A 14,998-nucleotide genomic window follows, 5' to 3' on the forward strand; every position below is an offset into this window, starting at 1 on the left:
GGACACGGTCTCGGTCACCAACCGGGGTGCCGGACCGGTCACGGTACGGCTGCGCGGCACCGGCCTGCCGGTCGTCCTGGCCCGCACCGAGGTGCGGGTGCCCGCCCGCACCCGCGCCGACGTGCCGTTCACGATCACCGTCCCGGACACGGTGGCGCCCGGTGACCTCGCCGGGACGATCGGCGCGCGTGACGGCGACGGCCACCGCGCGACCGTACGCATCCGGCTGCGGGCCGCCGGGCCGGCGCTGGCCGCCCTGACCGTCGAGCACGTCGCCGTCCGCGGCGACCGCATCACGTACGAACTGGTCAACCGGGGGACGACGGTCCTCGCCCCGCGCCTGGCCGTGCACGGGGAGGGCGTCCTCGGCACGGTCCTGGACCGGGCCCCGCGCGCCCTGCCCGTCAGGCTGGAGCCGGGCCGCCGTCTGCGGCTGAGCGAGCCGTGGCCCGGCCGGCCCGCGCTGGACGCGGTGGAGGTGCGCCTGACGGTGACCGCACCCGGGGGCGCGCACGACACGGCGGGCACGTCGGCGCGGTTCGTGCCGTGGGGGCCGCTGGCGGCCGGCACCGGTGGGGGCGCGGCACTGGCGGGCGGCGCGCTGTTCACCGTACGACGGCGTGGGCGCCGTGGGCCGGAGGGCGCGGACGTCGGCGAACCACCGTACGCGAGCGCCGAGTTGACGGGAGCGGTGAGGTGAGCGGCGGGCTGCGGACCCCACCGGGTCGCACGGCCGCAGCGGCGCTGTTCGCCGTGCTGTTCGCGCTGTCCGCGCTCTTCCTGCCGCCCCTGGTGGGCACCGCGGCGGCGGCCGGGGGGCCGGGTGTCACGCTGTCCACGTCGCAGGCGGGGACCGGGGGTTCGATCACCGTCACGGGCAGCGGATGGCGGCCGCGCACCCTGCTGATGCTGCTGATCTGCGGGCGGTCGGTGCCGTCCCGGGGCGTCATCGGCGGCACCAACTCCTGCGCCAACGCCGACGGCCGTGCCGTCACCACCGACGCGGGCGGCCGCTTCCGCCGCCGGCTGCCCGTGGCCGAGCCGCCGGTGCCCTGCCCCTGCGTGGTGCACGTGGCGACGGTGACCGGCGCGCGGGCGGAAGCCGACGCGATCTTCCAGGTCGCCGGGCACGCCGTGGAGCCGCTGCCCGCCGAACCGGCCGGCGAGGGACGGCTGTCGGTCCTGAGCGACACGCGACTCGACGGCTCCGGCGGGCTGCTGGCCTGGTTCGGGGCACCGCCCTCCCGCACCCTCGCCTTCACCGTGGGCAACGTCGGACCGGCCACCGTGAAGGACCCCGTCTTCCAGGTCGGCACCTCCCACGGCGTCTTCGCCCCGCAGTGGGACGACCAGCGCTGGCGCGGCACGATCCCGCCCGGCGGCAGGGCACGGGTCACGCTGCCCGTGGAGCTGTCCGCAGGGGCGCACGGCGACTACACCGTCTCCCTCAAGTACGGCGGGCGGGTCCTGGCCGAGCAGCCGTGGGGCGTGGGCCGCCCCTGGGGCGTGACGCTGTTCTGGGTCCTGCTGGGCCTGGTCGTGCCGGGCGCGCTGTTCCGCGCCGGGATGGCCGTGGTGGACCGGGTCCGCCCCCACCGCCTCCACCGCCGGCACCGCCCCCGATTCCGCAGGAGCGAGCCCGGCCCCGGCTCAGGGCCGTACCCCGGCTCAGGGCCGTACCCCGGCTCAAGCCGCGGCCCTCGGCCGCTCGCGGCGTTCGCGGCCCGCCTCACCGCGCTCGCCCGGCGTCCGGCCCGCTTCCGTAACGACGAGCGCGGCGCGCCCACGACTTCGACCCTGCCGTGGTTCACCCCGGACTCCGGTCCGGGCGCGGCCGGCCGGCTCTCCGCACCGCACCACACCACCCCGACGAGCCGCACGGGACCCGAGGGCTTCAGGGATTCCGAGGAATCCAGGGACTCCACGGACCCCGCGGCTCCGACCAGGAAGGGATCCACGTGAGAACGCGAAGGAGAGTCACCCCGGCCTGCCTCGTCCTGGTGCTCGGCGGGGCCGGCGCCCTGCTCGGCCTGGGCGCCGGCACGGCCCAGGCCGCCGAGGTCTCGTACAAGACCGAGTGCATCCCGCCGGCCATCTCCGGTCTGCCGCCGGTGGAGGGCACCACGAAGGCGCAGATCACCGCGCCCGCCGAGGCCAAGGTCGGCGACGAGGTGACGGTCACCTGGAAGTTCGTCCAGGCGGCCGCCAAGAACCCGGACATCCTCGACCTCGGCAAGGACACCGTCAAGCCGACCGGGACCCTCAAGGCGGCCGGCGCGCAGACGGCGTCCGTCGCCATGGAGGGCCCGCGCTCCAACCCGCCCATCCCGAAGAACAGCGACATGAAGCTGTCCGACATGACGGGGAAGCTGAAGCTGACGGCGGCGGGGGAGGTGACGCTGACGCCGGACGCGTACGACGTCAACGTCAACCAGCCGATCTCCACGGACACCAAGTGCTCCCCGAAGGAGGCCGTGCAGCCGGGCGCGACCATCAAGGTGACGGACGGAAGCGGCGGCGGGCCGGGCGGCGGCAGCGGCTCCCCGACCCCGACGCCCACTCCGACCCCCACCCCGTCGCCCACGGTCACATCCCCGTCGCCCACTCCCAGTGGCACGGCCGGGGGCGGTGGCCCCACCGACTTCAAGGGCAAGGAGGTCCAGGTCCCCTACCGGTGCAAGACGCCCATCGGCGACAAGAACGCGACCTCGCCGGTGCAGATCGACGCGAAGAGGAGCGGGGGCGACTTCGCTCTCACCGTGCGGTTCAAGAAGTCCGTGATGAACAGCCCCGCCGACATCCCCGCGGGCTCGGTGAAGCCCTCCATGGAGGTCGTCCTGGGCGGCGCGGACAAGGGCACGGTGCATGTGGCGGGCCCGGCGAACGCGGCCCCCATCAAGTCCGGCGACCCCATCGAGATCCCTGATCTGACGGGCGCCTACAAGCCCGGCGCGAGCGGCCGCTCCACCCTCTCGCCCGGCGTCCTGACCATCGAGGCCCTCGGCACGACCACGACCTGCACCCCCGCGAAGACCGAGGTCTCCCTCACCCTGGACACCACAGGTCAGCCGGGCGGTGCCTCGGGCGGCCAGTCGACCGGCGGCTCCTCGGGCACCTCGTCCGGCGGCACCGCGTCCGGCAGCGGCGGTACGTCGACGGGCGGCGGCCTCGCGCAGACCGGCGCCGACGACCACGGCGCCCTCAAGGCCCTCGGCCTGGTCGCGGGCACCGCGATCCTGCTCGGCGGAGCCGTGTTCACCCTGATGCCGCGCCACCGCAGCCGTTAGGGCCTCTCTTCCGGATCTTGCCGCCGGTCGCGTCGGCCGGGAGGCGAGGAACCTCGGAGCCGGTCCGATCCGGAAGAAAGGCCCTAGCCGGGCGGCGGACGGAACCGGCCGCCGGTCCGGTCACCGGGGCGCGCAGCCCCGGAACGCCGGAGGGCCACCGCATCCGAGGGGATGCGGTGGCCCTCCGTGGAACCCGGCGGGACGAACGACCGTCAGTGCACGTCGCCCATGAGTTCCTTGACCTTCTTGCGGTACATCCACACCGCGACGCCGGCGAGCACCGCGAGGACGGCCTCCAGGGTCACGATGCCCGTCTTGTTGAGGTCGACGCCGGCGATGGAGAGCAGGCCGGTCGTGGCGTCACCGGCGGTGACGGCCAGGAACCAGACGCCCATCATCTGGGAGGCGTACTTGGCGGGCGCCATCTTCGTGGTGACCGACAGACCCACCGGGGAGAGGGTCAGCTCACCGACGGTCTGGACGAAGTAGACCGCCACCAGCCACATCGCGGCCGCCTTGTGACCGCCGTCGGCGATCGCCAGCGGGGCGAGGAAGAGGAAGAAGGACGCGCCGATCAGCACCAGGCCCATCGCGAACTTCACCGCGGTGCTCGGCTCCTTGCCGCGCCGGGCCAGCGCCAGCCACGCCCAGGCGAAGACCGGGGCCAGCGCCATGATCATGACCGGGTTGACCGACTGGTACCAGGAGACCGGGAAGTTCCAGCCGAGGATCGTGTTCTTCGCCGAGGAGTCGGCGAACAGCGACACGGTCGAGCCGCCCTGGTCGTAGATCATCCAGAACACGGCGGCGGCGACGAAGAACCAGATGTACGCCGTCATCTTCGACTGGTCCGCGCGGTTCAGGTCCTTGTCCCGCTTGATCCGGGCGATGACCAGGACCGGGATGATCAGGCCGGCGACGGTGATCGGGACCAGCAGCCAGTTCAGGGTGTAGACGCCGGAGAAGCCGACGATCGCGTAGAAGACGACCGCGACGCCCGCCCACAGGGCGGCCTTCATCAGGGTGGCGCGCTTCTGCTCGGCGGTCAGCGGGGTCGGGACGACGTCCGAGTGCGAGCTCAGGTGGCGGGTGCCGAGCAGGAACTGGGCCAGGCCCAGCGCCATGCCGACCGCGGCGAGCGCGAAGCCGAAGTGCCAGTTGACGTTCTCGCCGACGGTGCCGATGACCAGCGGGGCGGCGAAGGCGCCCAGGTTGATGCCGATGTAGAAGAGCGTGAAGCCGCCGTCACGGCGCGGGTCGTCCGGGCCGTCGTAGAGGTGGCCGACCATCGTGGAGATGTTGGCCTTCAGCAGACCGGAGCCGATCGCCACCAGGCCGAGGCCGGCGAAGAACGTGCCGGCGCTGGGCAGGGCCAGCGTCAGGTGGCCCAGCATGATGACGGTGCCCGCGACGGCGACCGTCTTGCGGGGGCCGAGGACGCGGTCCGCGAACCAGCCGCCCGGCAGGGCGAGCAGGTACACGAGCGAGAGGTACACCGAGTAGATCGCGGTCGCGGTCGCCGCGTTCATGTGCAGGCCGCCCGGTGCCACCAGGTACAGCGGGAGCAGGGCCTTCATGCCGTAGTAGGAGAAGCGCTCCCACATCTCGGTCATGAAGAGGGTGGCCAGGCCGCGGGGGTGGCCGAAGAAGGTCTTCTCGGAGCCGGGGGTGCCCGGTGAGACCGAGTCCTTCGTCAGGCTGGACGCCATGGTCGTTCCTTGCTGGTCGGGACGCGCTGCGGTGAGCGGATGCGCGCCCGGTGGGGGGCGGCCGGCACCGGCGGGACCGCACGTCCACCCCACGCCCAGGGGGAGTCCGCCTCCGGATCACGGAAGCGGCGGACGGCGGTCACCGGGATCCACGCCTTGCGTCCGCGTCGATGCGTGGACGAGGCCCGGCCCTAGGTCATTCCTTTCCAGGCCGGCGGCAGCCGGCCCGCACACAAAGAGGACCCTCGGCGTCGAGTGAGCGCCGAAGGTCCGCTGTGTGCTACAGGCGTTCAACTCACCATACGGCAGGACACTGCCGGATATGGAAGGACTTGAGACACGGATCACAGGAAACGGAGGAACCCCGCGACCGGTTTCGAAGGTGTATTCAAGGATCGCATCCCTGCCCCATTGGTTCGGACCATCGAGGGGGCCGGACGCGGGGAAGGAGTGGTGAAGGTTCGCGTCACCAGGCGGGAAGGTAAGAGCGCCCGCGGTGATCACACCGCAGCACCACCCCAGCAGGCGGCACGGGCGGACTACCATCACCCCATGACCCGTGTACTGCTCGCCGAGGACGACGCGTCCATCTCGGAGCCGCTGGCCCGCGCCCTGCGCAGGGAAGGTTACGAGGTCGAGGTGCGTGAGGACGGACCCACCGCGCTCGACGCCGGAATGCAGGGCGGTGTCGACCTGGTCGTGCTGGATCTCGGCCTGCCCGGCATGGACGGCCTGGAGGTCGCCCGCCGGCTGCGCGCCGACGGTCACACCGTACCCATCCTCATCCTGACCGCGCGCGCCGACGAGGTGGACACCGTCGTCGGTCTGGACGCGGGCGCCGACGACTACGTCACCAAGCCCTTCCGGCTGGCCGAGCTGCTCGCCCGGGTCCGGGCCCTGCTCCGGCGCGGCGCCGCCGAACCGCAGCAGCCGCCCGCCACGCACGGCGTGCGGATCGACGTGGAGTCCCACCGCGCCTGGATGGGCGAGGAGGAACTCCAGCTGACCGCCAAGGAGTTCGACCTGCTGCGGGTTCTGGTGCGGGACGCCGGCCGGGTCGTCACCCGCGACCAGCTGATGCGCGAGGTCTGGGACACCACCTGGTGGTCGTCCACCAAGACCCTCGACATGCACATCTCCTGGCTGCGCAAGAAGCTCGGCGACGACGCGGCCAACCCCCGCTACATCGCGACCGTTCGGGGCGTGGGCTTCCGCTTCGAGAAGAGCTGACCCCGGCCGACCCCGCCGCCGGAGCCTTCGTCAGGTAAGAGGACATGCGCCGCCGTCTGATCCAGTCCACGCTCGCCGTGGTGCTCGTCGTGATCGCCGTCTTCGGCGTCTCCCTGGTGATCGTGGAGACCCGTACGATCAGCAACAGCGCCCAGGAGCGCGTCGACTCCGAGGCGCTGCGGCTGGCCAGCATCGTCGACAGCCGGCTGCTCGGCGCGGAGACGGTGAACGCGGACGTGCTGCGCGACCAGGTGGCCGCCGGCCAGTACGCGGTGATCACCCTGCCCGGGCAGCGGCCCATCGAGGTCGGCGACCAACCGTCCGGCGAGGTCATCCACTCCACCGCCAAGGGTGAGCAGGGCGAGACCGTGCGCATGGAGGAGCCCCGCTCCTCGGTGACCCGCGAGGTCGGCCGCACCCTGCTGATCATCGGGCTGGTCGCGCTGCTCGCGGTGGTGGCCGCGGTGCTGCTCGCCATCCGCCAGGCCAACCGGCTCGCCTCCCCGCTGACCGACCTCGCCGAGACCGCCGAGCGCCTCGGTTCCGGCGACCCGCGCCCCCGCCACAAGCGCTACGGAGTCCCGGAGCTGGACCGCGTCGCCGATGTGCTGGACTCCTCCGCCGAGCGCATCGCGCGGATGCTCACCGCGGAGCGGCGGCTGGCCGCCGACGCCTCCCACCAGTTGCGCACACCGCTGACCGCGCTGTCGATGCGCCTGGAGGAGATCACCCTCACCGACGACCCGGACACCGTGAAGGACGAGGCGAACGTCGCGCTCACCCAGGTCGAGCGGCTGACGGACGTGGTGGAGCGGCTGCTGACGAACTCCCGCGACCCGCGCACCGGCTCCGCCGTCTCCTTCGACCTCGACCAGGTCATCCAGCAGCAGATCGCCGAGTGGCGCCCCGCCTACCGCAGCGCGGGCCGGGCGATCGTCAGCTCCGGCAAGCGGCATCTGCGGGCCGTGGGCACCCCGGGCGCGGTCGCCCAGGTGCTGGCCGCGCTGATCGAGAACTCCCTGATGCACGGCGGCGGCACGGTCGCCCTGCGTACCCGTGTGACCGGCAACCAGGCGGTCGTGGAGGTCACCGACGAGGGCCCCGGAGTCCCCGCCGACCTGGGCGCCCGCATCTTCGAGCGCACGATCAGCGGCCGCAACTCGACCGGAATCGGCCTCGCCGTGGCACGCGACCTCGCGGAGGCCGACGGCGGCCGGCTGGAACTGCTGCAGGCGCAGCCGCCGGTCTTCGGCCTGTTCCTCTCGCGGACCCCGCCGCTGAAGAGGACGCCGGACGAGCTGCCCACGGTCCGCTGACCGCCGGCCCGGCGAGAGCACACGGTCCGCTGACCGCAGCCCGGCGAGCGGGCGGAACGTCAGCGGAAGACCTTGGGGCGGGGCCTGCCCGACTCCGTCGCGAGGATCGACTCCGCGTTCGCCACCGTGTCCCGGGCGGGCAGCGCCCGGAAGACCCAGCTGCGGTAGGACCAGAAGCGGAACAGGGTGGCGATGCCGATGCCGAGGAACTTGAAGACGTTGCTCTGCAGTGGGCTGTCCCAGCCGAAGCCGTACGTCGCCAGGTACAGCACGCCGTTCTCGATCACCAGGCCGACCACGCTGAACAGCAGGAACAGTGTGAGTTCCTTGGTGCGGCCGCTCTTGTCGCGGTCCCGGTAGGTGAAGTAGCGGAAGCCGATGTAGTTGAAGACGATCGACACGACCGTCGCGATGACGCTCGCCCGCACCACTTGCAGCCCGGTCACATGCCGTACCAGGTTGAACACCAGCAGGTTGACGAGGAGCCCCGCACCGCCCACCGCGCCGAACTTGGCGACCTCGCGCCACAGCTGCCCGATACGGCGGCGCAGCGCGCCTCCCGGTGCGGCGGACGCCGCTCGAAGCCCCGAGGAACCCTGTCCCATGGCCGTGCAGGCCCCCGTCCGGTCGGTTTCGTCAACCCCGCCATGCTAACCAGCGAGCGGGGCCCGCGCCCGTGGACCTGCCATGAGCTGGGAAACGGGTCGGAAAGAGTCACGGAAAAGGCTGGAAAGAGACCTTGAAACCATCGGTAAGAACCCGGTCGCGCAGCGTGCGCAAGGCGCGGAATCCGGCCGGGCCGGCGCGGCCGATACCCTAGGAGCGTGACGTTCCCGGTAGTCGGCATGGTCGGCGGGGGGCAGCTCGCTCGTATGACACACGAGGCGGGCATCCCGCTCGGCATCAGATTCAAGCTCCTCAGTGACACCCCCCAGGACTCCGCGGCGCAGGTCGTGAGCGATGTCGTCATCGGCGACTACCGCGACCTGGAGACGCTGCGCGCCTTCGCGCGGGGCTGTGACGTGATCACCTTCGATCACGAGCACGTCCCCACCGAGCACCTGCGGGCCCTGGAGGCGGACGGCATCCCCGTGCGCCCGGGCCCCGACGCGCTCGTGCACGCCCAGGACAAGGGCGTGATGCGTGCGAGGCTCGACGCGCTCGGCGTGCCCTGCCCGCGGCACCGGATCGTGACCGATCCGGCCGACGTGGCGGCCTTCGCGGCGGAGGGGGAGGGCTTCCCGGTCGTCCTCAAGACCGTGCGCGGCGGCTACGACGGCAAGGGCGTGTGGGTCGTCGACTCCGAGGAGGAGGCCGCCGAGCCGTTCCTCGCCGGTGTGCCCGTCCTCGCCGAGGAGAAGGTCGACTTCGTCCGTGAGCTCGCCGCCAACGTCGTGCGCTCCCCGCACGGGCAGGCCGTGGCCTACCCGGTGGTGGAGTCGCGGCAGGTGGGCGGCGTCTGCGACACCGTGATCGCCCCGGCCCCCGGTCTGGACGAGGACCTCGCGCTGCGGGCCGAGCAGATGGCCCTGCGCATCGCCCAGGAGCTCGGCGTGGTCGGCCACCTCGCGGTCGAGCTGTTCCAGACCCGCGACGGACGGGTCCTCGTCAACGAGCTGGCGATGCGCCCGCACAACTCCGGCCACTGGTCGATGGACGGCGCGATCACCTCCCAGTTCGCCAACCACGTGCGCGCCGTCCTGGACCTGCCGCTGGGCGACCCGCGCCCGCGCGCCAGGTGGACGGTCATGGCCAACGTGCTCGGCGGCGACTACCCCGACATGTACTCCGCGTACCTGCACTGCATGGCCCGCGACCCCCAGCTGAAGATCCACATGTACGGCAAGGACGTGAAGCCCGGCCGCAAGGTCGGCCACGTCAACACCTACGGCGACGACCTGGACGACGTGCTGGAGCGCGCCCGTCACGCAGCCGGCTACCTGAGAGGCACCATCACCGAATGAGCCCAGTTGTTGGCATCGTCATGGGGTCGGACTCCGACTGGCCCGTCATGGAGGCCGCCGCGAAGGCGCTCGACGAGTTCGAGATCGCGTACGAGGTCGACGTCGTCTCCGCGCACCGCATGCCGCGCGAGATGATCACCTACGGCGAGCAGGCGGCCGAGCGCGGGCTGAAGGCGATCATCGCGGGCGCGGGCGGCGCCGCCCACCTGCCCGGCATGCTCGCCTCCGTCACCCCGCTGCCGGTCATCGGCGTGCCCGTGCCGCTGAAGTACCTCGATGGCATGGACTCGCTGCTGTCGATCGTGCAGATGCCGGCCGGGGTCCCGGTGGCGACGGTGTCCGTCGGCGGCGCCCGCAACGCCGGACTCCTGGCCGCCCGCATCCTCGCCGCCCACGACGAGGAACTCCTCGGCCGCATGCGCGAGTTCCAGCAGGACCTGAACGACCAGGCCACCGAGAAGGGCAAGCGGCTGCGCGCCAAGGCCGAGGGCGCCGGCGGCTTCGGTTTCGGCACGGGGAAGTGAGCGCGGTGAGCTCCCTCGCGGAGGCACGGGAACTCCTGCGCGACTTCCCCGTCGTCGACGGCCACAACGACCTGCCCTGGGCCCTGCGCGAGCAGGTCCGCTACGACCTGGCGGCGCGCGACATCGCCGGCCCGCAGAACACCCACCTGCACACCGACATCCCGCGCCTGCGCGAGGGCGGCGTCGGCGCGCAGTTCTGGTCGGTGTACGTCCGCGCGGACCTGCCCGACCCGGTGCCGGCGACGCTGGAACAGATCGACTGCGTACGGCAGTTGCTCGACCGGTACCCGGCCGACCTGGCGCCCGCGCTGACCGCCGCCGACATGGAGGCGGCGCGCGCCGAGGGCCGTATCGCCTCCCTGATGGGCGCCGAGGGCGGCCATTCCATCGCCGACTCCCTCGGCACCCTGCGCGGCCTGTACGCGCTCGGCGTGCGCTATATGACGCTCACCCACAACGACAACGTGGCCTGGGCGGACTCGGCGACGGACGAGCCGCGCGTGGGCGGCCTGTCGGCCTTCGGCCGAGAGGTGGTCGCGGAGATGAACCGCCTCGGCATGCTGGTCGACCTGTCCCACGTGGCCGCGACGACCATGCGGGACGCGCTGGACGCCAGCGCCGCGCCGGTGATCTTCTCGCACTCCTCCGCGCGGGCCGTGTGCGACCACCCGCGCAACATCCCGGACGACGTCCTGGAGCGGCTGCCCGCCAACGGCGGCGTGGCGATGGTGACCTTCGTACCGAAGTTCGTCCTCCAGGCCGCCGTCGACTGGACGGCCGCCGCCGACGAGAACATGCGCGCGCACGGCTTCCACCACCTCGACACCACCGCCGAGGCGATGAAGGTCCACCGCGCCTTCGAGGAGCGCAACCCGCGCCCCGTCGCCACCGCCGCCACGGTCGCCGACCACCTCGACCACATGCGCGAGGCCGCGGGCATCGACCACCTCGGCATCGGCGGCGACTACGACGGCACCGCGTTCACCCCCGACGGGCTGAACGACGTCTCCGGCTATCCCAACCTGATCGCCGAACTCCTCCACCGCGGCTGGTCGAGGACCGACCTGGCCAAGCTGACCTGGCAGAACGCGGTACGGGTGCTGGGCGCCGCCGAGGACGTGGCCCGGGACCTGCGGGCCACGCGCGCGCCGTCCAACGCCACGATCGGGCAGCTCGACGGCTGATCCGCGCGGGTGGGGCGGCCGGCACCGGGCGCCGAGCGGACGGTACCCCCGAACGCCCCACCCACCAGGAAGCGCCCCACGCTCCGTGCGACGGTGACCGTACCGCGCTCACGACTGCGTCCACGACGCGGTCCCGACGTACGGAGCACGCCATGGCCGACCTCCAGGACGACCTGCACGCCTCGCCCGGGGTCGACGGCCTGGAGGGCCTCGACGACCTCGGTGAGCTGGTCGAGGACCCCTTCGCGGCCACGCCGTACACCCCCGTCACCGACCCCGGCGCCGCCCCCCTGGAGCGGGCCCGCGCGCTGCTCGCCGCCCACCCCGTCGCCGACGGCTACTGCGGGCTGCCCTGGGCCCTCAGACGCCTGCCCTGGTACGACCTCGAACTGGGCGAGAGCGACCTGGACACCGACGTGCCGCGACTGCGCGAGGGCGGCGTGGGTGCCGTGTTCTGGGCGCTGCACCTGCCCGAGGGGCTGGCCGGCGACCGCGCCGTGGGCGCCACCCTGGAACAGCTCGACCTGGTGCGCACGGTCGTCGCCGCCCACTCCGAGGGGCTGCGCCTGGCGCACACCGCCGGCGAGGTGGCCGACGTGCGCCACCGCGGCCGGGTCGCCGTGCTGCTCGGGCCCGCCGGGGCCGCCGCGCTCGGCGACTGCCTCGGCATCCTGCGCTCCCTGCACGCCCTCGGCCTGCGCGTGCTCACCCTGTCCGGCGCCTCCTGGGCGAGCGAGGCGGGGCTCACCCGCTTCGGCGAGGAGGTGATCCGGGAGATGAACCGGCTGGGCGTGATCGCCGACCTGTCCGGCGCCTCCGAGCAGACCGTGCGCCGCGCCTTCGCCGCCTCCCGTGCGCCCGTGCTGTTCACGCGCTCCGCCGCCCGCGCCCTGCGCCCCCATCCGGCCAACCTGCCCGACGACCTGCTCGCCGGACTCGGCGCCGCCAAGGGCCTGTGCCTGGTGCCGCTGACGGCCGAGCAGACCGGTCCCTCGCTCCGCGACGTCGCCGACCACCTCGACCATGTCCGCGCGCTCGCCGGCCCCGAGTGCGTCGGCCTGTCGGGCACGTACGACGCCGGCACCGCCCACCCGCGCGAACTGCCCGACGCCACCGGCTACCCGCATCTGATCGCCGAACTCCTGCGCCGGGGCTGGCCCGAGTCCGACGTGGCGCTCCTGACCTGGGGCAACGTCCAGCGTGTACTGCGCGGCGCCGACTTCACGGCCCGAGCCGCCCAGCGGCGGCGCGAGCCCTCCACGGCCCGCATCGCCGAACTGGACGGCTGAGCCGCCGCACCCCGATCTCAGCAGGCGCACAGACAGAACGGGTGCCCGGCCGGGTCCGCGTAGACCCGGAAACCGCGCTCGCGGTCCTCGGCGTCCAGCGGCCGTGCGCCGAGCGCGAGGACGCCCTTCCCGGCCGCGTCGAGGTCCTTCACGACGAGGTCCAGGTGGAACTCCTCGTCGAGGTCCTTCACGACGAGGTCCAGGTGGAACTGCTGCGAGTGGTCGGCGGCGGGCCACCGCGGCGGCACGAACCCGGGGGCGGCCTGGAACGCCAGCGCCTGCCCGCCCGGCACCTTCAGGTCCACCCAGTCGCCCTCGCCCTCCACGGTTCCGCCGAGGACCTCGGCGTAGAACCCGGCGAGCGCGCGCGGGTCGGGACAGTCCAGTACGACGACACCCAGCTCGGCGAGAGCCATGACTTCCTCCCAGTGACGGTTGGGGTTACTGGTCACCTGGTTACCCGTAGGAGCTGGCAACCAGTAACGGTTACCTGATGCTCCCCCATAACCGGTAACGACGCAACCGGTCAGGGGAGGTACCGTCACTGGCATGAGTGAGCGATCGCCCGCACCGGGGGGCCTGGCTCTCGTCGAGTCCCTGGTGAACACGCTGGACATCGAGACGGGCGCCGACTCCCTCGACACCGCGGACGGCAGGGCGCGCTTCGGGATCGCCGAGGAGGAAGCGCCGCTCGCCCGCGAACTGCGCGAGTCGCTGCGCGCCACGCTGCTCGCGCACGCCGGCCACCCGCCGCACCGCGAGGTCACCCCCCTCGGCCGGCTGCTGGCGGGCGCCCCGCTGGTGCTGGACGTCGACGAGCGCGACGGCTCGGCCGCCCTCGCCCCCGCCGACGGCGGACCGCTGCTCTCACGCGTCGCCGCCGCGGTCGCCCAGGCGCTCGTCGAGGGCAGCTGGACCCGTCTGAAGGCGTGCGAGGCCGACACCTGCCACTGGGCGTACTACGACCGCAGCCCGGCCGGGCGCGGCCGCTGGTGCTCGATGCGGGTGTGCGGGGCGCGCGCCAAGATGCGCCGCTACCGCGCGAAGGATGCGTGAACTCACAGGAGGTTCACCGGCACACCGGCGCGCCGTGGTGCAGAATGCGTGAAGACGCCGGTTCGGCCGACTGAGCCTCGGCCGAACCGGCGTCATCCGCGAAGAGACCGTGGAAGCGCCGCAGCGCCGAAGCCGGCGCCCTCAGGCGGTCGGGCGCCCCATCGCCCGGTACGTCCACCCGGCCCGCCGCCACAGCTCCGGGTCCAGCGCGTTGCGGCCGTCCAGGATCAGCCGGGAGGCCACCGCCCCGCCCAGCTCGGCCGGGTCCAGCTCCCGGAACTCCCGCCACTCCGTCAGGTGCAGCACCACGTCCGCGCCCCGCACCGCCTCCAGCGCGGAACCGGCGTACCCGAGCGTCGGGAAGACCCGCCGGGCGTTGTCCATGCCCTTGGGGTCGTACACCGTGACCTGGCCGCCCTGCAGATGGATCTGCCCGGCCACGTTGAGGGCGGGCGAGTCGCGCACGTCGTCCGAGTCGGGCTTGAAGGTGGCGCCGAGCACCCCGACCCGCTTGCCCAGGAACGGCCCGCCGCCCAGCGCCTGCCGGGCCAGCTCCACCATCTGCCCGCGCTGGCGCATGTTGATCGAGTCGATCTCGCGCAGGAACGTCAGCGCCTGGTCCGCGCCCAGCTCACCGGCGCGCGCCATGAAGGCACGGATGTCCTTGGGCAGACAGCCGCCGCCGAAGCCGATCCCGGCGCGCAGGAACTTCTTCCCGATCCGGTCGTCGTACCCGATCGCCTCCGCCAGTTTGGCCACGTCGCCGCCCGCGGCCTCGCACACCTCGGCCATGGCGTTGATGAAGGAGATCTTCGTGGCGAGGAAGGAGTTCGCGGAGGTCTTCACCAGCTCCGCGGTCGGGAAGTCGGTGACGACGAAGGGAGAGCCCTCGCCGATCGGTGCCGCGTACACCTCGCGCAGCAGCTTCTCGGCCCGCTCGCTGCGCACGCCGACCACGATCCGGTCGGGGTGCAGGGTGTCCTGGACGGCGAAGCCCTCGCGCAGGAACTCCGGGTTCCAGGCCAGCTCGGCGTCCTCGCCCGCGGGCGCGAGCTCGGCGATCGTCCGGGCCAGCCGGTCGGCCGAGCCAACCGGCACGGTCGACTTGCCGACGACCAGGGCGGGGCCGGCCAGGTGCGGGGCGAGCGAGGTGATCGCGGAGTCGACGTAGGACATGTCGCAGGCGTACTCGCCGTGCTTCTGCGGGGTGTTCACGCAGACGAAGTGGACGTCGCCGAAGGCGCCCACCTCGGCCCAGTCCTGGGTGAAGCGCAGCCGCCCGGTGGAGCCCTCGATCCCGGCCACGTGCCGGCGCAGCAGCTCCTCCAGCCCCGGCTCGTACATCGGGACCTCGCCCCGGCGCAGCATCTCGATCTTCTCGGGCACGACGTCGAGACCGAGCACCTCGAACCCCATCTCGGCCATGGCCGCGGCGTGGG

At 72.8% G+C, this 14,998-nt stretch carries 14 protein-coding genes; 10 read left to right on the forward strand and 4 right to left on the reverse strand.

The window, feature by feature from the left end:
• The 3 genes from IE249_RS25005 to IE249_RS25015 all read left to right on the forward strand — a co-directional run.
• Window positions 1-700: hypothetical protein (locus IE249_RS25005; RefSeq protein WP_229859226.1), on the forward strand; the 700-nt coding region annotated here is incomplete at its 5' end.
• Complete coding sequence (locus tag IE249_RS25010; protein WP_373304438.1) at window positions 697-1,962, forward strand: hypothetical protein; 1,266 nt, start codon at window positions 697-699, stop codon at window positions 1,960-1,962. The genes IE249_RS25005 and IE249_RS25010, both read left to right, overlap by 4 nt.
• Window positions 1,959-3,287 (forward strand): hypothetical protein, encoded by a 1,329-nt coding sequence (locus IE249_RS25015; RefSeq protein WP_373304439.1) that lies wholly within the window; start codon window positions 1,959-1,961, stop codon window positions 3,285-3,287. The genes IE249_RS25010 and IE249_RS25015 overlap by 4 nt, the downstream gene beginning before the upstream one ends.
• A gap of 212 nt (window positions 3,288-3,499) precedes the next feature.
• Here the strand turns inward: IE249_RS25015 and IE249_RS25020 are convergent, their stop codons facing one another.
• Window positions 3,500-4,996: an oligopeptide:H+ symporter gene (locus IE249_RS25020; RefSeq protein ID WP_189708112.1), complete on the reverse strand. Its 1,497-nt coding sequence runs from the start codon at window positions 4,994-4,996 to the stop codon at window positions 3,500-3,502.
• A 552-nt stretch (window positions 4,997-5,548) separates the two neighbouring features.
• Between IE249_RS25020 and IE249_RS25025 the strand changes: the two genes are divergently transcribed.
• Together IE249_RS25025 and IE249_RS25030 are read left to right on the forward strand one after the other, a co-directional pair.
• A complete protein-coding gene (locus IE249_RS25025) occupies window positions 5,549-6,226 on the forward strand; it encodes a response regulator transcription factor (RefSeq protein ID WP_053661516.1) in 678 nt (225 codons plus the stop codon).
• Window positions 6,227-6,270: 44 nt separating this feature from the next.
• Window positions 6,271-7,542, forward strand: coding sequence for a sensor histidine kinase (locus IE249_RS25030; protein ID WP_189708113.1), 1,272 nt, complete (start codon window positions 6,271-6,273; stop codon window positions 7,540-7,542).
• Window positions 7,543-7,601: 59 nt separating this feature from the next.
• Here IE249_RS25030 and IE249_RS25035 read toward each other — a convergent pair whose 3' ends face one another.
• The gene (locus IE249_RS25035) at window positions 7,602-8,147 is read right to left on the reverse strand and encodes a GtrA family protein (protein WP_189708115.1); all 546 of its coding nucleotides are present in this window, start codon (window positions 8,145-8,147) and stop codon (window positions 7,602-7,604) included.
• A gap of 219 nt (window positions 8,148-8,366) precedes the next feature.
• On the opposite strand from IE249_RS25035, the gene IE249_RS25040 reads away from it, so the two are divergent.
• From IE249_RS25040 to IE249_RS25055, 4 genes are all read left to right on the forward strand, one after another.
• A complete protein-coding gene (locus IE249_RS25040; protein ID WP_189708117.1) occupies window positions 8,367-9,506 on the forward strand; it encodes a 5-(carboxyamino)imidazole ribonucleotide synthase in 1,140 nt (379 codons plus the stop codon).
• Complete coding sequence (gene purE / locus IE249_RS25045; protein ID WP_189708119.1) at window positions 9,503-10,030, forward strand: 5-(carboxyamino)imidazole ribonucleotide mutase; 528 nt, start codon at window positions 9,503-9,505, stop codon at window positions 10,028-10,030. Before IE249_RS25040 ends, purE begins: the two co-directional genes overlap by 4 nt.
• Window positions 10,031-10,035: 5 nt before the next feature.
• Window positions 10,036-11,214 carry a dipeptidase gene (locus IE249_RS25050; protein ID WP_189708122.1) on the forward strand — a complete coding sequence of 393 codons (1,179 nt, stop codon included), beginning with the start codon at window positions 10,036-10,038 and terminating at the stop codon, window positions 11,212-11,214.
• A 152-nt stretch (window positions 11,215-11,366) separates the two neighbouring features.
• A complete protein-coding gene (locus IE249_RS25055; RefSeq protein WP_189708124.1) occupies window positions 11,367-12,503 on the forward strand; it encodes a dipeptidase in 1,137 nt (378 codons plus the stop codon).
• Between the two features lie 17 nt (window positions 12,504-12,520).
• Here the strand turns inward: IE249_RS25055 and IE249_RS25060 are convergent, their stop codons facing one another.
• Window positions 12,521-12,919: a VOC family protein gene (locus IE249_RS25060; RefSeq protein WP_189708126.1), complete on the reverse strand. Its 399-nt coding sequence runs from the start codon at window positions 12,917-12,919 to the stop codon at window positions 12,521-12,523.
• A gap of 133 nt (window positions 12,920-13,052) precedes the next feature.
• Here IE249_RS25060 and IE249_RS25065 point away from each other — a divergent pair, with 133 nt between their 5' ends.
• On the forward strand, window positions 13,053-13,559 hold the full coding sequence (locus tag IE249_RS25065) for a CGNR zinc finger domain-containing protein (RefSeq protein ID WP_189708128.1): 507 nt from the start codon (window positions 13,053-13,055) through the stop codon (window positions 13,557-13,559).
• A 141-nt stretch (window positions 13,560-13,700) separates the two neighbouring features.
• Here the strand turns inward: IE249_RS25065 and IE249_RS25070 are convergent.
• A partial coding sequence (locus IE249_RS25070) for a UDP-glucose dehydrogenase family protein (RefSeq protein ID WP_229859228.1) occupies window positions 13,701-14,998 on the reverse strand: 1,298 nt, incomplete at its 5' end.

Source organism: Streptomyces anandii JCM 4720, assembly GCF_014650655.1.
Classification (GTDB): domain Bacteria; phylum Actinomycetota; class Actinomycetes; order Streptomycetales; family Streptomycetaceae; genus Streptomyces; species Streptomyces anandii.